Source organism: Sphingobacterium sp. UBA7249, assembly GCF_002472835.1.
GTDB classification, from domain to species: Bacteria; Bacteroidota; Bacteroidia; order Sphingobacteriales; family Sphingobacteriaceae; genus Sphingobacterium; species Sphingobacterium prati.
In genome coordinates this window covers 58,101-78,418 of record NZ_DKST01000030.1, presented here as the reverse complement: position 1 = coordinate 78,418, position 20,318 = coordinate 58,101, and the positions used below count along the sequence as shown (strand labels likewise).

Sequence of the window (20,318 nt, the reverse complement as noted above, 5' to 3'; positions counted from 1 at the left end):
GCTATCTGTTATAGCAATAACGCCGCAATACACAAACTGTTTTCACAGGTATTTAATTTTACAAAACATTAACTTCGCGGCAGTTACCTTTTTTACTTCTGGTCTTCCCGTTGTTCCAGTGCAGAAATTAGCAAAGATTTAACTGCGTCGTAGATATAATCTTTTGCCTCGGCGTAAGAAACGCTATAAATACGTGATATGGATGCCTCATACTCCGGAAATGCGGAAAATAATTTATCGTAGTAAGCATCCAACTGTGCAGGGGTGGGCAATTCAAACGCCAGACGAAGCTGGAATCGCCGGATAATCGCGGTGTCTAATATTTCTGGATGATTGGTTGCTGCTATCAGCACGGCCTCTGCGGGAAAATAGTCGATTAATTGGATAATCGTATTCACCAGGCGGCGCATCTCCCCCACATCTTTCTCCTCACTGATACGGGCTTTTCCGATTTGGTCGAATTCATCCAGAAACAGAACAGCTTTTTCACGGCCTGCTTTATCAAATACCTGTTTGATATGCTGTGAAGTTTCACCGATACGGGATGAAATCAAATTACTCAAATTCAACACATAGATGGGTTTGTCGAGTGCTGCTGCAAGCGCTTTTGCCGTCGTTGTTTTTCCGCAGCCCGAATAACCGTGCAAAAGGACCTTATTGCTAACGGGCAGACCATATTGTGAGAGCACTTGAATATAACGATGTTCCTTAATCAGCTGCTGCAGTTTCTGCCGACTTTCCTCCGCTAAAAAAACGTCTTCTAGCGCAACCTTTTCCTTATCGGCTATAACAAGATCATAAATATTCATTTGACCAAATAATAATTTATACAATGGGTCCGCAAAATTAAGCATGCATTGCTAATTTTTGTTGGTCCAGTTTGAAAATTAATCTTTCAGGTATTTAAGACTCACCTGCGAACAGGATAGATCTCCGCCAAAAGGCGGGTTTGATTTACGGATAACAACCTCAATCATTTCGGCATGCAAAACAGCTGCTCTGATCTGTTCTAAAATTTCTGCTACCGCAGATTCCAGTAACTTTCTTTTGGGCTGCATCACCTTCGCCGCAATTTGGTACAACTCTTCGTAGTTCAATGTATTGCGCAGTTCTTCCGTTTCCGTATTACGAAAAGGAAAACAAACATCAATAGATACAAAAAATTCGTTACCCAGAATCTGTTCTTCTTCGTAATACCCTATTGGCGCAAAAAACCGCGCTTCTTTCAACGATACTGTCTGTATAATGGTTGCCATGTACAAACCTAAACAAATTGTTGCAAATCAAAAAAACAATAAGTACAAGAAATTCCATGCGGAAATCTACCGCAATAGCCTTTAATATGTAGATGTGAGAGGCAAATATTCTCTATTTCTGAAATTATAATTGTATTTAAAAACAAATTTCCCTAAGTTTAACTACAACAAAAAACCAACAGATGAACTTTTCTTTACCTTCAGTACTAGTAATGGCGATCTTATGTGGTGCCAGTGCACTCCATGCTCAAACGAATATGAAGCCCAGCGATACCGAATATTACAGTCCCGTTCCGCCTACAATAACGCTTGACAAGGGAATCCCGAGCGACGCCATTGTGCTCTTTGATGGAAAGGACCTAGGCAAATGGAAGAGCGAAAAGGGAAAAGCAAACTGGACTGTCGCCAATAATACCCTTGAAGTAAAACCCGGAAGTGGAAACATCGAAACAGCCGAGCATTTCGCAGACTTTCAACTCCATATCGAGTGGAAGAGTCCGGAGCTAATCAAAGGCGAAGGACAAGGCAGGGGCAATAGTGGTATTTTTCTGCAAGGTCTTTATGAAATCCAGGTTTTGGACAATAATAATAACCCGACTTATGTCAACGGAGGAGCAGGAAGTATTTACAAACAACGTCCGCCACTGGCGCAGGTCATCGTAGCAGACAAATGGCATGTATACGACATCATCTACAAAGCACCTCAATTTAACAAAGACGGTCTATTAATCAGCAAAGGTACGGTTACCGTCCTCCATAACGGTGTCGTCGTTCAAAATAACACCCAGATTGATGGTACAACTGAGTATATTGGACTTCCTAAGCAAGTAAGTCATGGCGCGGGGCCCATCGTGCTGCAAGATCACGGCGATCTGGTCCAGTTCAGAAATATCTGGCTCCGCAAATTATAATTCAACACAGCAATTTCAGTTAGATAAGCAACAATTCTGTACTAGGTTTTATAGGGCTATTTACCTAATTTAGCCCTATAAAATCTACAAGCAAATACCATTATGAGTGCATGAAAAAGCACTTATGATCGGTATGGCATCATTAAAAATAAATTATTCTAATGAAAAGAATTGCGCTATTCTTCTTGTTGGCAAGTGCCTTAACCGGCCATGCCCAGCGAAACCTTAATTTGGAAGAAACGGTATTTGGACCACGCACCTACGCACCGGCATCTATCACTGCAGCTTCCTGGATCCCAAAATCAAACAGCCTCTCTTACCTCGATAAATCGCATCAAAACCTGCTCTCCAAAAGCGCGGCAAACAACTGGACCGAAACGAGTGTGCTGTCAAAAACAGAACTCGAGGCAGCCCTAAGAACCGCGATTCCAAACGAAACATTCAATTTGCAAATGTTTCCTTACGACTACAAATGGCTTGACGGCACTTCGCTTTTGCTCCAGGTCAATGGAAAGAACAAGGTATATTCGGTAACCTATAACAGCAAATCTAAAAGCATCGAACGTTTTATCGGTAACGATAGCCAGGGAGCCAACCGTGAAGTGAGCACAGATTTTTCTAAAATTGCCTATCTGGTTGACAACAATATTGCTATCGTTGACAAAAATGGAAAAGTAACAGCGGTAACCAATGACAAGGATAAAGGCATCGTCAATGGCAGCGATTATACCCATCGCCAGGAGTTTGGCATAAAAAAGGGAATGTGGTGGAACACTCAGAATGACAAGCTGCTTTACTACCGCAAGAATGAAACCATGGTTGCCAATTATCCGCTGCCGCAGTGGAGTCCCAAAGTTGCCGAAATCAAATGGATAAAATATCCCATGACCGGGCAAAAATCAGAGGAGGTAACCCTGGTGGTCTATAACACTGCAACAGGAGAAAAAGTAACGTTACAGACCGGAGATCATAGCGAGCAATATCTTACAAGCGTAACCTGGGATCCATTAGGTAAATTTATCTACGTGGGCGTCCTCAACCGGGATCAAAATGACCTAAAGTTCAACAAATACAATGCAGAAACTGGCGCATTGGTTAAAACATTGTTTGAGGAAACCGCAACGACTTGGGTAGAACCGGAAACCCCGCTAACCTTCTTGCCCAATAAACCAGATCAATTTCTTTACCAATCCGACAAAGATGGCTACAACCAACTTTATCTCTACAATACTGAGGGAAAGCTGATCAAAAAACTAGGATATCAGGATATTGTACTGGAAAACCTACTGGATTTCTCAGGTGATGGAAACAAAGTAAGCTATATTGGCGTCACCAACAATGGCATCGACCGTCAATTATTTGAGGTAGAACTTAAATCCGGAAAAACCACACAGCTGACAAATGAATCAGGCATACACCATGCATCCCTGAGTGGGGACGGGAAATTCATATATGATCAATACAGCAACCTAAAGACGCCGAATATAATTCAGATCAAAGCGGTCAAATCAGGCAAGGGAACTGTACTGGTCAAAGCAGACAATCCATTTAACGGAAAAATCAATAACCCAAAAATAGAATTTGTCCAACTGACTTCGGCAGATGGCAAATACCCGTTGACCGGTCGTATTATTTATCCAAATGATTTCGATCCAGCCAAGAAATATCCGGTCATGTACTATTTGTACGGTGGTTCCCATTCTCAACTGGTTTCCAACAAATGGCTAGGTGGTGCTGGCTACTTTGATCTCTATATGGCGCAACAGGGATATCTTGTATTTACAATGGACAACCGGGGGACCAATTACCGTGGTCGTGATTTTTACACCGCTACCCACCGCAACCTTGGCCAAAATGAAATGGCTGATCAATTAAAGGGGATTGAATTCCTGAAATCAAAATCCTTTGTCGATCAACAGCGCATGGGGATTTTTGGATGGAGCTTTGGTGGTTTTATGACCACGTCATTCATGTTACATCATAACGACATTTTTAAAGCGGCAGTCGCCGGGGGACCGGTCATTGATTGGAAGTTCTACGAAGTCATGTACGGTGAACGTTATATGGACACACCTCAGGAAAACCCTGAAGGATACAAATTAACGTCTTTACTAAATAAAGCGGATCAACTAAAAGGACGTCTATTGATCATTCATGGCGCACAGGATCCGGTCGTTGTACAACAAAACAGCATGGAATTTTTGGAGGCCTGCATTAAAGCTGGCAAACAGGTCGATTATTTCTTATACCCCACCCACGAACATAACGTCATGGGTAAAGACCGCATTCATATGTACGAGAAAATTGCAGATTATTTTAATCAGCATCTCAGAAAATAAACGAGCATATCTTTAAAAACAAAGGCGCCGATCAGAAAGAAAGGCGCCTTTGCTCTTTTGGGACAATAGTTGTCTCTAATCAACGTTATCTTTATTCCGGCAACCATTTGAACAGCCTTCAAAGGAATACAATAGTAAATACAAGCTGCTCTGTCATTAATTAGCACTTGTTCTTTTGGCCCGCAAATTTGTTGGCCATTCCATTTGTTTACCTGTTTTGTCTAGGGGCAACACAATTTTGTCACGCGATACCAAGCTCGGTTCCTCACAGGCCAGGTAAGTCAGCACCGCAACAATAATTGCATTTTGCCGGACTTCATCAAAGACAATTTTGTCATAGGTATCCCTATTGGTATGCCAGGTTACTTTACCATAATCCCAAGAGGTGGAAGAAAGACCAAAGGCCGGAATGCCTTTTTGGACAAATGAGGAATGATCGCTTCCGCCGGTTCCCGGCATTCCAGGAAAGCTCGTCTGGATTTCATTGCGAAATTCTTCGGGCAGATATTGCAACCAACGACCAATGTATTCATAAGCCTTTTCAAAACCGCTTCCTGCTATACGTACAATACGTCCAGTTCCATTGTCCTGGTTCCATACGACCTGTATATTTTTGGCAATATCCGGATGATCTTCCACAAAAGCCGACGAGCCGTTCAATCCCTGTTCCTCGCTACCCCAGTTGCCCACCAGAATGGTTCTTTTATTATCGGGATATACTTTTCGCAAGATCCGAACTGCTTCCATCATGGTGATAACGCCTGTTGCATTGTCCGTCGCACCCGAGGCCCCATCCCATGAATCCAAATGTGCTGACAAAACCACATATTCATTGGGTTTTTCTTTCCCTTTGATCTCAGCAATACTATTATACGTCTTCACGGTTCCGAGCTCTTTGGACTTTCCTTGCAAAAGTATCCGTGGCTTGACCCCACGCTCAGCCATGCGATAAAGGAGACTGTAATCTTCCAAAGCAAGGTTAAAGACCGGAATCTGTTTGGATTTTGCATCAAAAATCCGCGTGATGCCCGGCAGTTCCGTCCAATAGGAATCGATCACAGCTATAGCACCTGCAGCTTCTAAGGCTACCGGCAAAGTACGGCGGGTACTTCCTGTATAGGACATACTCAGCTCCCATTGCCTGAGCTGCTCGTTTTTGAGGTTCTGATATCTTTCATAAGCTTTAGCAGAGGCCGATTCCCTCCAGTTGCCATCCGACCGACCTGAAATAGGGTTCATTCCGATCAGGACAATTTTACCTTTTACACTATTTAACCAAGATTGAAAATCACTTTGAGAACCAAACAGCGGCATCGCTATCACTTCAGCTTCCACACCTTTTTCCTTTGTCATTGGACTAAAAGCCAGCTGTGTTCCTTCGAGTGATTTAATTCGGGGGTAGGTCATTGTTACTTGAGAGGTTCCGCGCTCCCAGGAACGCCATTCTCCATAAGGTTCATTTCGCGCGTCCGCACCAAGTGCAGTATATTGTTTGACTACCCAGTCGTGTGCCTGTTGCATCTGTGGGCTCCCGACCAACCGCGGACCGATCATATCAACAAGTTCAAATGCATAGTTTTCAAGCTGGGAGTTGGTCTGGGCTTCTTGGACAATAGCTGCGACGACAGCATCTTTATTCTGTGCAAATATAACTGTGTTGCTCAATAGCAAAAACGCTAATCCAAAAGACTTTAAATTTCGTTGTTTCGTATATCCTTTCATTTGTATTTAATTGTTCACACCCCTTACCCTTAGGTTAGGCGGGATTGGTTTTTCCGAAAATTACTAAAGATAATTCAAAAAACATATTCATTTTAAATGCAATTCAAGGCTGTGAAGCCATTTGACTTTGCTCAATTCTACTGACTGTATCGCAAAAAAGCCTAAGAAATTCTCCTTAGGCTTTTACAACATTAGTATATGGTCGGTTGATTATCTACACGGCTTCCACTTTGGATTTCTCGTAACTTTCTTGGTGTACCGAGGCTACAGCTCTACCTGATGGGTCGTTCAGGTTCTGGAAGGAAGCATCCCATGCCAACGCTTCAGGTGTGCTACAAGCCACGGATTTTACCGAAGGAACGGTCTGCGCAGCTGCAGCAGACGGAAAATGCGACTCAAATATCGTGCGGTACAAAAATTCCTCTTTATTCTTCGGTGTATTGACGGGAAAACGCTCGGCAGCGGCCGCAAATTCCTGATCTGAAACTTTGCTCTCTGCCTGCTCTTTTAAGGTATCGATCCAGCTATAACCAACACCGTCCGAAAACTGTTCTTTTTGACGCCACGCAATGCTTTCAGGAAGATAATCTTCGAAAGCTTTACGCACGACCCATTTCTCCATTCGGCCATCACGGATCATTTTATCCGATGGGTTGATACGCATGGCGATATCCATAAATTCTTTATCCAGGAAAGGCACACGCCCTTCGACACCCCAGGCTGCCAGTGATTTATTGGCACGCAAACAGTCATAAAGGTATAGTTTTTTCAGCTTACGCACAGTTTCTTCATGAAACTCTTGCGCATTTGGAGCCTTGTGAAAATATAAATAACCACCAAAAAGCTCATCAGAACCCTCACCTGATAGCACCATTTTGATCCCCATGGATTTGATCACACGTGCCAATAAGTACATCGGTGTTGAAGCACGCACAGTTGTGACATCATAGGTCTCCAGATGATAGATTACATCACGGATAGCATCCAGGCCCTCTTGTATGGTAAAATTGATTTCATGATGGATTGTTCCAATATGATCCGCCGCTTTTTGTGCCGCAATTAAATCCGGAGCTCCTTTTAATCCGACGGCAAAAGAATGCAATTGTGGATACCAGGCTTCTTCTTTGTCATCTGTTTCAATCCGCTTGGACGCAAATTTTTTGGTCACAGCAGCAATTACAGAGGAGTCAAGTCCACCCGACAGCAATACACCATAGGGCACGTCAGACATCAGCTGACGATGTACTGCATCTTCCAAGGCTTTACGCAAGACAGCAATATCAATATCGCTATCTTTCACAGTATCGTAGCTTTCCCAATCCCGTTGGTACCAGCGTTGCGGGGCCGTACCTTCTTTGCTATACAAATAATGTCCCGGAGGAAATTGTTCAATTGTCTCACAGAAACCTTCCAACGACTTTAATTCAGATGCCACGAACAATTGCCCCTGGGTGTCCTTTCCATAATACAATGGAATGATTCCCATGTGGTCACGTGCGACAAAAAAGGAATCATCACGTGAATCATATAGTGCAAAACCAAAGATACCGTTCAACTCATCGACAAATGATGGGCCCTTGGCCAGATAAAGCGCCAATATTACTTCGGAATCGCTTTGTGTTGCGAATTCATAATCAGGAAGACTATTTCTTAATTCATGGTGGTTATAGATTTCGCCATTCACAGCCAGAACGACTTTACCATCCGGACTATATAAAGGCTGACTACCCGATTTCGGATCAACGATAGCTAATCGTTCATGCGCCAATAAAGCTTTCTCACCAGTGAATATACCAGACCAATCTGGACCACGGTGACGAATACGTTTTGACATTTCCAATACTTGGGATCTCAATGAGTCTGCAGGTTGCTTCAATTCAAAAGCGCCAATAATTCCACACATATTATGAAAATTTTAAATATTTCGTTTTTACATTATGTTATTGACACAAAGTAAAACAATTAAAAACTAAATTCATAATAATTTTTTATTTTTATTACACTTTTATTAATAAACACTCTTTAAACAAATCAAATTAACAACAAATCCTTTATTTATTTACAATAATCACACAATAGCTTAATAATGCATTTCAAGATTTATCTTTAAATTCACTACATAATCAAATAAACCAAGGACATGGATCTAATAGGAACATTTTACAGTGACCTCGCAATTACGCCTGATGAACTGAATTCCATAAAAGAGAAACATCAGGCCATTACGATAAAAAAAGGTGAGTTTATATTAAGCAAAGGTCAGGTTGCCAATGCCTACTATTTAATTGAATATGGCCTTACCCGATCATTTTTACACGACTATGAAGGCAATGAAGTTACCATAGGTTTTTGCAGCGACAACGATGTCGTGATCGAAGTTGCTTCTTTTTTCCAGCGTACACCAACAGTGGAAAACATTCAGGCCCTTACGGACACAAAGCTTTGGAAAATACGGTTTGAAGATCACCAGGAACTATTTCATCGTATTCCTGAGTTTAGGGAATGGGGGCGTTCGTGGATGGCAACAGAACTGGTTCACAGCAAAAACAGGGCAATAGCCATGATCACCGAACCTGCGACCAGTCGCTACTTGCGTCTCATTAAAGAAAAACCCATCCTGATCCAGCAGGCTCCATTGAAACACATCGCTTCTTACCTGGGCATTACAGACACCTCACTAAGCCGCATACGTAAAGAAATTGTTCACGGCAATTAAATCTTTTCCCCACCATGGAAGCCCAATATGAAATCTTGCCCTAGGGCAAGATCATTATCAAAAGTTCCCCTTAATTTTATCTTCATATCCAAAGATAGCCCTTTTATTTACTGGGCTATAGGAAAGAAAAATTTGAAAAAACTCAGGTTTCGCGTGTATCTTTTCGGGTCATCAAAGCGATAGATGCACGCCCAACGAAATAATCAATATATTCAAAAATTAGAATCATGGCAAAATTACACGCTTATTTAAATTTCAATGGCAACTGTGAAGAAGCATTCATGTTTTATGAAAAGGTCTTTAAAACAAAAAATCCGGGATACATGCGTTATGGCGACATTCCTGCAGATCCGCAAATGCCAGCAATTCCGGATGAAGCCAAAAACAAAATTTGTCATACCGCTATTTCCATCAATGGGGAAAGCATGCTCATGGGTGCAGATGTTATCCCCGCTTTCGGCCAACAGTATGTGCAGGGAAACAATACCTACGTCATGTTGATGTGCGACAATGGGGACGAAGCCAAAACACTTTATGAAGCACTCAGTGTCAATGCAAAAGTGGTGGAAATGCCTTTGGGCGAAACATTTTTCGCGGAGCTCTACAGCTCATTCCAAGATCAGTTTGGCATCTGCTGGATGGTCTATTACGGCGGCAGCAAAGATGAAGATTGCGAAAGCAATAGTTAAAGAAGATTGCCGTTCTACACTTCGTATGCAAATTAGGGCTGTACAAAGGTGAACAGCCCTAATTATATGCGGAAGCAGAATAACTAAAAATTGAAAATTTCGTTTGTATTCTTCTGCCCTATCATTTCAACTATTCGGTTCCAGCGGGTGAACTGACAATGCCCATCCCGGATCAGTTTATCTGTGTTTTACGAAACGGGAAACTGTACGCTTGATTTTACTTATCAGTCAATACCACAGCATCAAAAATGACCCCGTTCCAGCCATTTGCCATAAACTGCCGGATATTCTGATGCCCCTCCCCTGCTGGATCGTCCAATACATTTTGATAATGTTCTGCAAACAACAGCAATGTATCTGCCCGCGAAAGATTATGGAGCTTGGCAAAATACAGGACTTTTGCACTTCCTTGATTTTCCGTTGCTGCATTTTTCACGTTTCCATTTTGGAATGCAGCTGGACTATACATATAATTTGCTGCAATGTGATCCAATACGTTTTGAAACTGCAGCTGGTTCTCTTTTGACTTTACTAATAATTCTTCTGTTTTCATCAGATTAAATTGTCTATTCTTATTTTGCTTAATTGATCCTAAATAATTCCGTGGAGCGAGCCCCCTTTCGCTCCCAATTCGTCAACCCGTTTCTCGACTGCAGCGTCTTTAATCAGTGCCGGTGCATGATGTGGCTTGGTACGTGCATCGATAATAATTGGCCCCGCACAGCCCCAGTGTTTGAAGGACGTAAAACTCTTGATCCCATATATATCAAATGCTGGGTTACTTCGCGTAAAGGTCGTCCAGACGAAATTATTGACTGTCTCGGCGGTAAAACCGGCATCATCGCACAATACGAGCAATGGAAAACCTTCCCAAGCCAGTCCCTCTGCGGCACGACACCACTCCTGGACCAGCACAGCCTCATCCGTATAGGTCGTGAAGGGCTGCCCTTCGACTGCCAATACACCTGGAATCACAACCTTCGCTTTATTGAAAGGTCTTGGTAGATCAAAATTTGCCGACAGTTCGTGTGCTAACTCCCTTTTCTTGGTGCCTGCTGCCGCAAAAACCACCTTCGACCCCATGTTTAGCCCATCACCTGAATAATCCAACGTATCTATCGTCGTATTGGTCTGAAAATGGAGATCTCTTGTCGGATCAATCCGCTCCAAGATATGACCAAAGAATGCCGGAATATCATAAATATCCAATTTGGGATCATCCTCATGCGCAGAAATAAAAAGATATTTGGCTAAGCTCAGCTGATTTTTTCCAAGAATCTGATTGGCAATGGTTAAAATTTCTTGAGGACGGTCCACCGTTTGGTAAGGTGTGTAACGTTCCGATCCGATCGCAAACAATAATGGATGTACTCCGGCTGCATCTACTGCATTTACTGCATGCAACCCTGAGATTTCCTGTGGGATTGCTGAACCCGTAATTTCATGAATAAGCGCGCCGAAACTCGTGTCTTCCTGTGGCGGTCGCCCCACCACGGTAAAAGACCAGATCGGATCCTTCTTATGATACACATTATGTACCTTCATCAAAGGGAATGGATGCGTGAGGCTATAATAGCCAATATGATCACCAAAAGGTCCCTCGGGTTTATTCTCATTGGGATATACCGTACCTGTAATGACAAAATCAGCATCCGCAGAAATGCAAAAACCTTCATTATCGTAAAAATAACGAAACCTTCTATTGCCTAATGCGCCGGCAAAGATCATCTCCGAAAGCCCTTCTGGCAAAGGCATAACCGCAGAAAGCGGGTGCGCTGGCGGACCACCCACAAAAATACTTACCTTGAGTGGTAGGCCGAGCTTATTGGCTTTGGTCTGATGGATACCGATGCCGCGATGCAGCTGATAATGCAGTCCAATTTCTCGATCCGGAATATAATCGTTGCCCGAAAGCTGAATCCGGTACATCCCCAGATTGGCATGCATGATTCCCGGATTATTCACATCTTCAGTATAGACCTGTGGCATGGTGACAAAAGCTCCACCATCCATTGGCCAGTTGACAATTTGAGGAAGCTTACTGATGCTCGTTTTACCATGTAAGATAGGGGCACCCGATTTCTTTTTCCAGGGCAAAGCACCCAATGCGATCATGGAGGAACCGATATATTGGAATGGATTTTTTAGTACAGCGCCCGGGTTCATCTTGACATCCACTAATTTTTTAAGATGGTCCAAGGAATCACGGAACATAAACTTCGAACGATCCAACGTTCCAAATAGATTGGATACGGCAGGAAATTCCGAGCCTTTGATATTTTCAAAATACAAGGCAGGTCCCTCAGCATCAAACACCCGCATATGAATGGCGGCCATTTCCAGGTAAGGATCCACCTCCTCTTTAATCCGGATTAAATGGCCATGTTTTTCAAGATCCGCAACACATGCTGCTAGACTATTGTATCCCATATAATATTAAATCTGTATCAACGCGTTAATCCACAAATTTAACAGAATAAATCAAAACTGCCCTATGCATCTACCAATAACAGTTCGGAAAATCAGGCCAACGATTCTCGCTCAGCCATCAAGTGATCGGCAGGTACCAAACAATCAGGTATCCATCTTGACATAGGCTTTCAGCGGTGTAAATTCAAAGGGCTGCACTTTCTGCCAGGTTGAGTTGTCGACATTTTTTTCATAATACAGCACCCGTCTAAATTCATCAATATCTTCTTTATTGATATCGTTAAATCGACTCAACAATAGTTTTGCAAGAAATTTATTTACTCCGATCTCCCTTTTTTGTGTATTGGAAGTAGAACTCAGAAATTGATAAAATAAGTTTCTAAACGTCACCTCTTCATGCCCGCCGAGGTAAATCACCTCGGAGATAAAATTATTTTCCCAGGGCATTTCCCGAAGCCAACGATAGACATCCAACAAGGGTAAAGGATGAAATTTCAAGGAGGCTACCCAGTTCCAATAGAATATTGTCTGCCGTTTGGCCAGTTTACCAAAAATTCGGTTCAACACACTTTCTTTTCCAATAACACTGCTTTTGACCACAATAGTATACTGTACCCGCAAAACTTCCAATAGATTACGAACGGGTTCCAAAAAATGCTCATCCATCAGTCTAGCCACATAAATCACCCGATTGTTGCCAGCACGCTTACAGATTTCCACAAAATTACGGAGCCCGAGCAACTCCAGCTGAAGCTGAATATCATTATCGAGAGAGGGAACTTGTGTAAAATAGATTCCAAAGTTCAAGTCACTGATCTGAAATTTATCGTACGCAGGACCTTTCCGTAAGAGATCTAATTCAAATAGTTTCGCCGTCACCTTCTCTTTCACGATTTTATTAAAAATGGATAAGTTGCGAACCAACCCCGTCACATCAAAATCCTTCGTTTGTAAATAGCATGATGCCCGTCGTCCCAAATAGGTATTTAGCCCACTGATTAAAACCTTTTTCATTCTTATAATTATTTTTGAGCATTCGCTTTCAATGGCACAAATATGTGTTAGCTGCCCCTATAGATTACGTAAGCTCACGATGGTTTTGTTTCCGATATGCTGACTAACAACTATCATAATTCTTTGATTTTAGAACAGAGAAACCCCAAATAAGTTTAACACTATTTTTTATTTTTCTATTTAGATAAGTTATTCTTCTACACAAAGGAATGAGTATTGATCAGTCTGGCAGTATTCTAGCCCAGAATTCAAGTGTATCATAATACTGTAAGAAACTTATTACATGCCTTAAATTTTGTCCCAAACCACTTCTTTGTCCTTTTTATGTCAATTCATGCCTAAATATTTTCACAAACATAATATCCTTATATATTTGTAAATCTTCTGAAAATAGGCTGCACTAAAAAGTATTTATCTTCACCTCTATGGACAAAAGGGCTACAATGATCTGGTTTAGAAATGATTTAAGACTTCATGACAATGAAGTATTTTATCAAGCCTCTGAGAAGAGTTCCTTCATCATTCCCGTCTATTGTTTTGATCCCCGTTATTTTGACCGTAATCAATTCGGCACTTTAAATACAGGCGTACAGCGTGCGGCTTTTGTGATCGAAGCAGTCACCGCTCTGAAAGAAAAATTGAAAAGCCACGGCAGCGACCTACTGACATATATTGGCAAACCCGAAGATATTATCCCTCGGATTGCTCAAAAATACCAAGTCAATGAAGTTTATCATCATCGGGAAGTTGCACTTCGCGAGACTTCTATATCCGAGAAAGTAGAGAGTGAATTATGGAGCAGCAAAATCAATCTCCGTCATTTTATAGGCCATACACTTTACCACAAAGAAGATCTCCCATTTCCAATTAAGGATATTCCTAATGGATTTTCCGTTTTTAAGAAAAAAGTAGAACGTGAGAGTTCGGTGCGCCAGCCGATTCCTTTCCCGTCAAATTTCTTGACACCCCCACATCTTGAAGACACCAAAATTCCTACGTTAAAGGACTTGGGTTATTCGGATGAGGAAATTAAGTCAGTTGATGATATTTATATATTAGGTGGGGAAGACACGGCATTGAGTATTATGCATTCGGTTTTGTCCACTTATCCGGAAACAGAGCAGGATCCGGTCATATTAGGTCCCTTTATTGCTGCCGGAGCCTTATCGCCAATTCTTCTTTACAACAACATTAAGAAATTAGGAGAAGGAAAAAAAGATAAACGATTTGAGAAAATAATAGACATTTTACTCTGGCGGGATTATTTCCGTTTTATGCTCAAAAAATATCCCAATATATTTTTCAAACCCTTAGGCACTAAAAGCAGCAGCACGGTAGCGATCCCGGCATTAACGGTGAATGAAGAATTATTTGAGAAGTGGAAGGCTGGACAGACCGACCATGATTTTATCAATAGCACCATGATACAACTAAAGAAAACGGGATATATCCCTTATCAGGCGGGATTGATTGCAGCGAGTTATCTGGTACACGAATATCAGGTCAATTGGTTAAAGGGGGCTTCCTGGTTTGAAGAACAGCTATTGGATTATTCCCCAGCTACCGTATATGGACAATGGTCCCACGTCGCTGGTGTTGGCACCAGTGAAAAGGACAACAAAGCTTTGGACTGGCAAAAATTGATCAAAACAAACTTCCCAAATGGGCTTCCAAAATTGGATGAAATATTGGCTAAATAAATCTTCGGCAGAAATAAATAAATTCAAAACAAAAGAAATTTGTAGGGGTTTGTAAGCCCTTTTTAAATCATGCCAAAAATGTTAATAATTGGATATATTTATTGATTAAATTATTCAATTTCAGTATTAGAAACTCTTTTTTTATTCATAACTTTGACAAATTTCATAGTTTTAATTGTAAATGGACAATCTGACATATTTGAGTAATGCTGATTCGGCTTATGTCGATGGCTTATATCAATCGTACAAGCAAGATCCCCAATCGGTAGATTTCGGATGGCAAAAATTCTTTGAAGGTTTTGATTTCGGTCAAAATGCTGGTGGAACAACAAGTTCGGTAGGCGAGGCTACCCCTGAGCACGTATTGAAAGAAATCAATGTGCTGAACATGATCAATGGTTACCGTGACCGCGGGCACCTCTTCACACACACCAATCCTGTTCGCGAAAGACGTAAGTACTACCCTGGAAAGGAATTGGAAACCTTTGGTCTTGCCGAAGCAGACATGAACACGGTTTTCAATGCAGGTGTCGAAGTGGGTTTAGGTCCAGCAACATTAAAAGACATCCGTCAACTGGTGGAGGATACTTACTGCCGTTCTATTGGTGCAGAATTCAAATATATCCGTAACCCTGAGAAAATAAAATGGTTACAAGACCGCATGGAAGCGGATCGTAATATGCCTAAATTCTCTTTAGATACTAAAAAGAGAATCTTAAATAAATTAAATCACGCTGTTGTTTTTGAAAACTTTTTGGGAACCAAATTTTTGGGTCAAAAACGTTTTTCATTAGAAGGTGCGGAAAGTTTAATTCCTGCATTGGATTCTGTGATCGAAAAAGGTGCTGAAATCGGTATCCAAGAGTTTGTGATCGGTATGGCTCACCGTGGTCGTTTGAATGTATTGACTAACATTATGGGTAAATCCTACAAATCCGTATTCTCTGAATTTGAAGGTAAGACTTATGCTGACGATCCTGAAGTAAACTTTGGCGGTGACGTAAAATACCACTTGGGATTCTCTTCTGAGGTTAAAACAAATGATGGCAAAACTGTCCATTTAAGTTTGGCTCCCAACCCTTCCCATCTGGAAACTGTAGATCCAATCGTGGAAGGTATGGTCCGTTCTAAAATCGACTTCAAATACGAAGGAGATTCTTCCAAAATTGCACCGATCATCATCCATGGTGATGCTGCAATCGCTGGTCAAGGTGTGGTTTATGAAGTGACCCAAATGTCGAAACTAGACGGTTACAAAACCGGTGGTACTGTACACATTGTCATCAACAACCAAATCGGATTTACAACAAACTATAAAGACGCTCGTTCTGGTACATACTGTACTGATGTTGCAAAAATCACCTCTTCACCCGTATTCCATGTCAATGGTGATGATGCTGAGGCGGTAGTATATGCAATTAATTTAGCTGTTGAATACCGTCAAAAATATAAAACAGACGTATTTATCGATCTATTATGTTATAGAAGATTCGGTCACAATGAAGCTGATGAACCTAAGTTCACCCAGCCTTTGTTGTACAAAATCATCGAAAAACATCCAAACCCGAAAGAAGTTTACGCTAAAAAATTAATTACTGAAGGAAGTATTGATGAGGCGTATTCTAAAAACATTGAAAAAGAATTTAAAGCTGAATTACAGACTAAATTTGAGGAATCCAAAACAGTTGAGGTATTGACTGAGGAGATTCCAATGTTTAAAGGAGCTTGGGAAGGATTACGTCCGGCTAAAAAAGGAGAAGTATTGACAACTTCCGATAAAACGAAAGTTGCGAAAGACTTATTCTTAAAACTAGCGAAAGAGATTACAACTTTACCTTCTGACAAAAAATTCTTCCGTAAGATCACACGTCTATTTGAAGATCGTGCCAAAATGATCAGCAATGATGCATACGATTGGGCAATGGGTGAATTAATGGCTTATGCGACATTATTGGATCAGGGCAACCGCGTTCGTATTTCAGGTCAGGATGTACAACGTGGTACCTTCTCACACCGTCATGCGGTATTGACGCTGGAAGATTCCGAAGAGAAATATGTTCCATTGGCAAATATCAAAGGTGGTGACAAGTTCTCGATCTACAACTCTTTACTTTCAGAATATGCTGTTTTGGGTTTTGAATATGGTTATGCATCTTCTAATCCAAATTCATTGACAATCTGGGAAGCACAGTTCGGTGATTTCTACAATGGAGCTCAAATCATTGTAGACCAATATTTGTCAAGTGCAGAAACAAAATGGAAACGTTCAAACGGTTTGGTGATGATGTTGCCACACGGTATGGAAGGACAGGGGCCTGAACACTCCTCGGCACGTATCGAGAGATTCCTGGAATTATGTGCGGATGAGAACATGATCTTGGCAAACTGTACATCACCGGCAAACTACTTCCATTTGTTGCGCCGTCAACTGGTACGTGAATTCCGCAAGCCATTGGTGGTCTTTACGCCAAAATCGTTGTTGCGTCACCCGAAAGTAGTTTCTCCACTGAAAGACTTCACGGAAGGCGTATTCCAGGAAGTGATTGACGATGCAAATGTTGCTGCAAAAGATGTAAAACGTGTATTGTTCTGTTCTGGTAAAGTTTACTATGATTTATTGGAAAAACAAGAAGCTGACAAACGTAAAGATGTTGCGATTGTTCGCATCGAGCAGTTATTCCCAATTCCGGCTGAGCAGTTGAAAGCGATCCGTAAAAAATACAACAAGGCCAAAGAGTTTGTATGGGTGCAAGAGGAAAATGAGAACATGGGCGCATGGTCTTACTACTGCCGCAAACTGATGGGTACCGACATTGCGTTTACAGGTTTCGTAGCACGTAAAGAAAGCGGAAGTACAGCGACAGGTTATATGAAACAACACGTTGCCCAACAAGCAGCAATCTTAAATAAATCATTCGAATAAAAACAATTTAAAATCAATTGCGTCTTATCTATAGGACGCAATTGTCAATAAAGAACATTATATATGAGCTTAGAAATTAAAGTACCAACCGTAGGTGAATCAATCACGGAGGTAACCTTATCACAATGGTTGAAACAAGATGGCGATTATGTGGAGATGGATGAAAACATCGCCGAACTGGAGTCAGACAAAGCAACGTTTGAATTACCAGCTGAAAAAGCAGGTATCTTAAGAATCATTGCACAAGAAGGTGATACTTTAGAAATCGGTGCTGTCGTTTGTACAATTGAAGAAGGTGAAGCTCCTGCTGGCGGTTCAGCTCCGGCTGCTGCACCTGCTGCTGAGGCATCATCAACTGCAGCTCCAGCTGCTGCTGCAAAAGACGAAGATCCAGATAGCTACGCTGCTGGTACGGCCTCTCCTGCTGCCGCAAAAATTTTAAGAGAAAAAGGAATTGATCCTTCGACAATAAAAGGAACAGGTAAAGATGGACGCATTACCAAAGAAGATGCTGAAAAAGCACAACCTGTTGCTAAAACTGCTGCTCCAGCGGCAAAACCTGCGGCTCCGGCTGCTACTCCTGCAGCGGCTCCAGTTGCTGGTTCAAGAAATGAACGTCGTGAGAAATTATCGTCTTTACGTAAAACAATCGCAAAACGTTTGGTAGCTGTTAAAAACGAAACGGCCATGTTGACAACATTCAATGAAGTCAATATGCAGCCAATCATGGATCTACGCGCTAAATATAAAGATACGTTCAAGGAGAAATTTGGTATCGGTCTTGGTTTCATGTCTTTCTTTACTAAAGCAGTAACAACAGCATTGGCAGAATGGCCAGCAGTGAATGCTCGTATCGAAGAAAATGAAATCGTGTATTCTGATTTCGCCGATATTTCAATTGCGGTTTCCGCGCCTAAAGGGCTAGTTGTTCCTATTATCCGTAACGCAGATGCGATGTCATTGGAGCAAATCGAAAAAGCGATTGCTACATTGGCGGGTAAAGCACGTGACAACAAGTTAACGATCGACGAGATGACTGGTGGTACATTTACAATCACTAATGGTGGTGTATTTGGATCTATGATGTCAACGCCTATCATCAACGCTCCACAATCAGCAATCTTGGGTATGCACAACATTATCCAACGTCCGATCGCTGAGAACGGTCAGGTTGTTATCCGTCCGATGATGTATATCGCACTTTCTTACGATCACCGTATTATCGACGGTCGTGAGTCAGTAAGCTTCTTGGTTCGTGTAAAACAATTATTGGAAGATCCAGCCCGTTTATTGTTGGGTGTATAATTGTTACCAAAATATGATAACAAAGAAAAGACCTATACGATCGTCGTATAGGTCTTTTCTTTTTGCGAATATCAATCATTGCTCCCTATCCCGCGCCACATAGACCGTCTGACGTACCTTTTGCCAAACTTGCCGCTGCGAATCTACATCAGGGTTTTCATTTCTTCTTTTTAATTTATACTTTCAACGGTGGATATGTACCGGCGCATGAAAGCTTTAGGATATAAACAATGATGAACAGAAAGATAATAGGCCTGACGATGATTCTTTTGCTCGCTGTGTTGACACTCTCTGCCAACATGGCCAACCCCTATGGCCCACATAGCATCACGGCACAATTGGTACCCGCCAATAAAGCAAAGGTACTCCACGAACGGATAAATATCCATATTGTACACGATACCCTCGACCACACATATAAAAGCCAATTCGCGGTCGAGTATATCGTCCATGCCGAGCAAAGCATGAATCTTCCGTTAGTATTCCTTGCCCTTAATTTAGATGGATTAGAAAAGGTGATCATTAACCAAAAAGAAATTAAATCCGTCCCTTTGGATCCATCGGACACAAAATTCTCTTTCCTACGGTTCAAAGATGGTTATTATGAGATCAGCTATGGAAAAGCGGAATGGGAACGAATTAACCTGAGTGACGCATTTTATTTTACAGCCAAGCTTCACAAGGGTGAAAACAGCATCAAAGTTCAGTACCGTGCTTTTATGGGCTTTGACCGAAGGGATATTCTGACGAAGTACCAAATTGAATACCTCCTATTTCCCTCCAAGTACTGGTCGTCTTTTGGTCCTATTGACCTATATCTGCACCCAGGAAATAAGATGAAGGCTTATATTCAAAATTTGGGAGCCCCGAAAGAGCAAACTGACACGCTCGTTCACTGGATCATTGAATCCCCGGGAAAACAAGGCAGTTTTACAATCGAAGTAGGCGAAAAAATATCCTTTCTCGCACAGGCACTCCTTTGGATCCATCCCGAAGTCCTTGCCCTAATCGGATCCATTCTACTGCTCTATTTACACATCAGGTATATCTACAAAAAATACAAAATAGGTGCTTATCGTTATGCGCTGCTGCTAGGAAATCTTATTGTACCGGCGTCATTTTACGGCTTTTGCTGGTTTTGGACCAGTCTGGCAAATTACTTGATCAATGGCATTTTTGAGCATAATGCCCGGGGCTATATCCTCCTGGTCTTATTTACGCTACCTCTGATCTATATCGTCTATGACCTCATCCTATTTGTTGTTGACAGGAGTATCAGGGCGCAATTTCAGAAAAGACAACGGGAGTAAGCT

At 41.7% G+C, this 20,318-nt stretch carries 15 protein-coding genes; 8 read left to right on the top strand and 7 right to left on the bottom strand.

Going from position 1 to position 20,318, the window contains the following annotated elements; all coding sequences use genetic code 11:
- Window positions 1-92: 92 nt before the first annotated feature.
- Together B4A24_RS21805 and B4A24_RS21800 are read right to left on the bottom strand one after the other, a co-directional pair.
- Window positions 93-854 (bottom strand): AAA family ATPase, encoded by a 762-nt coding sequence (locus B4A24_RS21805; RefSeq protein WP_293947071.1) that lies wholly within the window; start codon window positions 852-854, stop codon window positions 93-95.
- 33 nt (window positions 855-887) lie between these two features.
- Window positions 888-1,256: a dihydroneopterin aldolase gene (locus B4A24_RS21800; RefSeq protein ID WP_293947070.1), complete on the bottom strand. Its 369-nt coding sequence runs from the start codon at window positions 1,254-1,256 to the stop codon at window positions 888-890.
- Between the two features lie 182 nt (window positions 1,257-1,438).
- Between B4A24_RS21800 and B4A24_RS21795 the strand changes: the two genes are divergently transcribed.
- Both B4A24_RS21795 and B4A24_RS21790 read left to right on the top strand, forming a co-directional pair.
- Window positions 1,439-2,167, top strand: a complete 729-nt coding sequence (locus B4A24_RS21795; RefSeq protein ID WP_293947068.1) for a 3-keto-disaccharide hydrolase — start codon at window positions 1,439-1,441, stop codon at window positions 2,165-2,167.
- A gap of 161 nt (window positions 2,168-2,328) precedes the next feature.
- The gene (locus tag B4A24_RS21790) at window positions 2,329-4,506 is read left to right on the top strand and encodes a S9 family peptidase (protein WP_293947067.1); all 2,178 of its coding nucleotides are present in this window, start codon (window positions 2,329-2,331) and stop codon (window positions 4,504-4,506) included.
- A 156-nt stretch (window positions 4,507-4,662) separates the two neighbouring features.
- Here the strand turns inward: B4A24_RS21790 and B4A24_RS21785 are convergent, their stop codons facing one another.
- Together B4A24_RS21785 and asnB are read right to left on the bottom strand one after the other, a co-directional pair.
- Window positions 4,663-6,228: a M20/M25/M40 family metallo-hydrolase gene (locus B4A24_RS21785; protein ID WP_293947066.1), complete on the bottom strand. Its 1,566-nt coding sequence runs from the start codon at window positions 6,226-6,228 to the stop codon at window positions 4,663-4,665.
- A gap of 214 nt (window positions 6,229-6,442) precedes the next feature.
- Window positions 6,443-8,131: an asparagine synthase B gene (gene asnB, locus B4A24_RS21780; RefSeq protein ID WP_293947065.1), complete on the bottom strand. Its 1,689-nt coding sequence runs from the start codon at window positions 8,129-8,131 to the stop codon at window positions 6,443-6,445.
- A 237-nt stretch (window positions 8,132-8,368) separates the two neighbouring features.
- Between asnB and B4A24_RS21775 the strand changes: the two genes are divergently transcribed.
- Both B4A24_RS21775 and B4A24_RS21770 read left to right on the top strand, forming a co-directional pair.
- On the top strand, window positions 8,369-8,944 hold the full coding sequence (locus tag B4A24_RS21775; RefSeq protein ID WP_172396631.1) for a Crp/Fnr family transcriptional regulator: 576 nt from the start codon (window positions 8,369-8,371) through the stop codon (window positions 8,942-8,944).
- 227 nt (window positions 8,945-9,171) lie between these two features.
- Complete coding sequence (locus tag B4A24_RS21770) at window positions 9,172-9,633, top strand: VOC family protein (protein ID WP_293947064.1); 462 nt, start codon at window positions 9,172-9,174, stop codon at window positions 9,631-9,633.
- Between the two features lie 217 nt (window positions 9,634-9,850).
- Here B4A24_RS21770 and B4A24_RS21765 read toward each other — a convergent pair whose 3' ends face one another.
- The 3 genes from B4A24_RS21765 to B4A24_RS21755 form a co-directional block, all read right to left on the bottom strand.
- Window positions 9,851-10,186 carry a HopJ type III effector protein gene (locus B4A24_RS21765; RefSeq protein ID WP_293947063.1) on the bottom strand — a complete coding sequence of 112 codons (336 nt, stop codon included), beginning with the start codon at window positions 10,184-10,186 and terminating at the stop codon, window positions 9,851-9,853.
- Between the two features lie 38 nt (window positions 10,187-10,224).
- A complete protein-coding gene (locus tag B4A24_RS21760; RefSeq protein WP_293947062.1) occupies window positions 10,225-12,063 on the bottom strand; it encodes a UbiD family decarboxylase in 1,839 nt (612 codons plus the stop codon).
- Between the two features lie 144 nt (window positions 12,064-12,207).
- Window positions 12,208-13,077 carry an NAD(P)-dependent oxidoreductase gene (locus B4A24_RS21755; protein ID WP_172396627.1) on the bottom strand — a complete coding sequence of 290 codons (870 nt, stop codon included), beginning with the start codon at window positions 13,075-13,077 and terminating at the stop codon, window positions 12,208-12,210.
- Between the two features lie 443 nt (window positions 13,078-13,520).
- Between B4A24_RS21755 and B4A24_RS21750 the strand changes: the two genes are divergently transcribed.
- From B4A24_RS21750 to B4A24_RS21735, 4 genes are all read left to right on the top strand, one after another.
- Window positions 13,521-14,777, top strand: coding sequence for a deoxyribodipyrimidine photo-lyase (locus B4A24_RS21750; protein WP_246251031.1), 1,257 nt, complete (start codon window positions 13,521-13,523; stop codon window positions 14,775-14,777).
- Between the two features lie 181 nt (window positions 14,778-14,958).
- Window positions 14,959-17,700, top strand: a complete 2,742-nt coding sequence (locus B4A24_RS21745) for a 2-oxoglutarate dehydrogenase E1 component (protein WP_293947061.1) — start codon at window positions 14,959-14,961, stop codon at window positions 17,698-17,700.
- A gap of 63 nt (window positions 17,701-17,763) precedes the next feature.
- Window positions 17,764-19,005: a 2-oxoglutarate dehydrogenase complex dihydrolipoyllysine-residue succinyltransferase gene (gene odhB / locus B4A24_RS21740; protein ID WP_165309020.1), complete on the top strand. Its 1,242-nt coding sequence runs from the start codon at window positions 17,764-17,766 to the stop codon at window positions 19,003-19,005.
- A gap of 230 nt (window positions 19,006-19,235) precedes the next feature.
- Window positions 19,236-20,315: a hypothetical protein gene (locus B4A24_RS21735; protein WP_293947060.1), complete on the top strand. Its 1,080-nt coding sequence runs from the start codon at window positions 19,236-19,238 to the stop codon at window positions 20,313-20,315.
- Window positions 20,316-20,318 lie beyond the last annotated feature (3 nt).